At 60.6% G+C, this 2693-nt stretch carries 3 protein-coding genes; all 3 read left to right on the top strand.

What is annotated here, in order from left to right:
* The first annotated feature begins 182 nt into the window (after positions 1-182).
* Positions 183-548 (top strand): hypothetical protein, encoded by a 366-nt coding sequence (locus tag ABY403_RS15375; protein ID WP_372841695.1) that lies wholly within the window; start codon positions 183-185, stop codon positions 546-548.
* A 337-nt stretch (positions 549-885) separates the two neighbouring features.
* Positions 886-1257, top strand: coding sequence for a DUF2946 family protein (locus tag ABY403_RS15370; RefSeq protein ID WP_372841694.1), 372 nt, complete (start codon positions 886-888; stop codon positions 1255-1257).
* A gap of 111 nt (positions 1258-1368) precedes the next feature.
* Positions 1369-2693: TonB-dependent receptor (locus tag ABY403_RS15365; protein WP_372841693.1), on the top strand; the 1325-nt coding region annotated here is incomplete at its 3' end.

Raw genomic sequence — 2693 nt, 5'->3', positions numbered from 1 at the left:
GGTCGATCTAGGGGCGGGGTGCAGGCGCGTGCAAGGGCAGGAGCGGGAAATTAGGGGTCTGCGAGACAGGTTTTCTTGCGCGTGACGTAACGATCTTTCGCTGATTGCAACTGCGACCGAAAAGCGCACCTGCATGAAAGCGGTTGTCGTGTTGGCCGACCTTGGGTCATGAAACTTCTGGTATGAAAAACGCAGCGCCAATCTTGCATCGGCTGTTTATCTTGGCCGCCCTGACCATTGCCCTTGCGGCAAGCGGGTTTGCGCAGCGTCTTCCCTCGGCTGACGAAAGGGCGATGCAGGCCTTCGTCTCGGCGGGTGGCAATCTGGCCGACCTTTGTCTGGGCGGAAGTGCTGACGACCTGCCCGATCACCGCACCTGCAAGGCCTGCTGCAACGTGGTTGGCGCAGGGCTTCTTCCTGTGGTTCCGGCTATTCAGGCCGATCTGGTCTTTGTCCATGTCGCCGCGGTTGTGGCCCCGCGCGAAAGCCGTGCGGTGCGTGACGTGCTTGACCCTGCGCGTGGGACGCGCGCCCCCCCTCTGGCCTGATCGCGTTTTCTGAAAACCCGATCGTCCCGGGCGCAAGCACGCGCCCCTGCCAGAGGACCACCTATGCCCTGTTTGGATTTCAAGGCTTATGCCGCCGCTGGCGCTTTGGTGCCGGTATGACCCGCATCGCCGCCTTCGTTTGTGCTGAAACCTGCACGAGCTTCGGACACAAAGCCGTTGGTATTCGGCCTAGGACGCAACGCATAACTGATGCGCCCGCGGCCTGCCTCGCAACGCACGCAGCAAAGCACCGATTTGAGCCGCGATTGCCCTATGCCGCGGCTTTGATAACGCGGGCCCAAGATCTGCCCACGCCTCGGTGCGTGGAATAAAAAGAATGCGCGGTTTCGCCCTTCTCCTGACGGTTTGCGCGGTGCTGTTCCGCGCATTGCTGCCCGATGGCTTGATGCTTTCGCAAAGCCGGGATGGGGCTGTCGAAGTCGTCATTTGTACCGAAGGGGGCTACCAGCAAATCCTTGTTGGCCGTGATGGCCAACGCGTGGATGACACCACCCCGCAAGGAAAAACACCGCACGCGACATGCCCCTATTCACTGGCGGGGAACGTGGTGCTTCCTGTCGCTGCGGCGGTTCCTTTCCTTTCAACGCACTTGGCCGCCTTGTTGGCCGGCCCACAGGCGGCGCACCAGTTGCCTGCCTGGCCAATCGACGATGACAATGCCCCGCGCGGCCCCCCGCTCATGCTCTGATGCCTGAACGACCCGATGCACAAGCATCGGCCGAACAACAACAATCAGACAGTGGGATTCAAGATGAAGTACTCTTTGAGTGCACCTTGTGAGGTGCATGCTCGTGGCGTCATGGCAAAAGCTCTGTGCAGCACGTTCCTGACGCTTGTTCTGGCTCCGGCGGCAACGGCGCAAACTGCCCAAGTGCCATGCGACCCGGCAACCGAGTTCTGCGTGGCAGACGAGACGGTTGACCTTGTGTTGCAAACGGTCGAAGTCACCGCGGCCGCACCCGCACCCGCGCCGCAGCCAACGGCACCGCGGCCCGCGGCCCAAACGACAGTCGCCGCCCCGGTGGTGACCGAGGCCCCGGCCGCACCGTCAGTGCCTAGCGACAGCCGTTTTGCCTTGCGCCCGACGCGCGTGCAGGACCGCACCGAGGTTGGCAGGCAGACCGTAGATACGCCAACGGCAGGCACTGTGATCGACCAAGCCGAGTTGCAGCGCATCAGTTCTACGTCGGCTGAAACAGATCTGCTTTTGCGGGTGCCGGGCATTTCGATGATCCGCAACATTCGCATTCCGATCGGCGGCAAGGCCTATACGAATAACCTCGTGGATGGCTTCACCGTGCGATCGCAGACGCAGGGCGCGTTCGGTTTTCTTGACGAGGTAAACCTTTGGGATGCCGAAGCGGTGGAAATTACCCGTGGGCCGGCATCGGTGCTCTATCCGTCCAAGGCGGTTGGCGGGACGATCAACATCATCTCTCGCGAACCCTCTGAAGAGTTTGAAGGGCAAATATCGACCGAGGTGGGAAGCTACGGGCTCACGCGCGCGGCGTTGAACCTTGCCGGGCCAGTCGGCACCTCAGAGGTGCTGAGCTATTCGTTCAGTGCGAACGCGCTGGATTCGGAAGGATGGCGGGATCGGTCCGCGATCGAGCGGAGGGCTCTTAGTGCGAAGCTGCAGTGGCAAGTCACCCCATCGACAACGCTTACCTTCAAGGCAGAGCAACTAAGCTACTATCAAGAACACGCGGGTCGTCTGACCGAGTCCCAGTTTGAGGACGACTGGACGCAGGCGCAATATTCCAACCTCTACGAGGATTACGATACGACCTCGTTTTCTTCGACGCTGGAACATGACTTCGGCGCGGGCCGCAAGCTGGAGCTGAGCTATGGTTATAGCAACATCCAAGGCACCGATGCCTGCCCTTCGGGCTGTTCTTCGACTATCGCCTCGATGCGCCAGCAAGAGTTTGAAGATGAAAACCACAACCTGCGCTTGCTTTACACGCAGGATTTCGCGGCGATGGATGGGCGGCTGAGCCTTGGCGTCGATGCGTTCAAGGGTCTGTCGGATTCTGTAACCTACAGGCGTTCGATCAATGGGTTTTCCACCTACAGAAATGACGCCGACAACGACAGCCTGATCGACGAAACCTCGATCGCGCC

The sequence above is a fragment of the Phaeovulum sp. genome, from assembly GCF_041596715.1.
GTDB lineage: Bacteria > Pseudomonadota > Alphaproteobacteria > Rhodobacterales > Rhodobacteraceae > UBA6213.
The sequence above is the reverse complement of the archived record's forward strand: the minus strand, read 5'-3'. Positions and strand labels throughout refer to the sequence as shown.

Excerpts from the sequence above, each read along its gene's own strand:
- ABY403_RS15375 (WP_372841695.1), top strand. The coding sequence starts at position 183 with ATGAAAAACGCAGCGCCAATCTTGCATCGGCTGTTTATCTTGGCCGCC.
- ABY403_RS15370 (WP_372841694.1), top strand. The coding sequence starts at position 886 with ATGCGCGGTTTCGCCCTTCTCCTGACGGTTTGCGCGGTGCTGTTCCGC.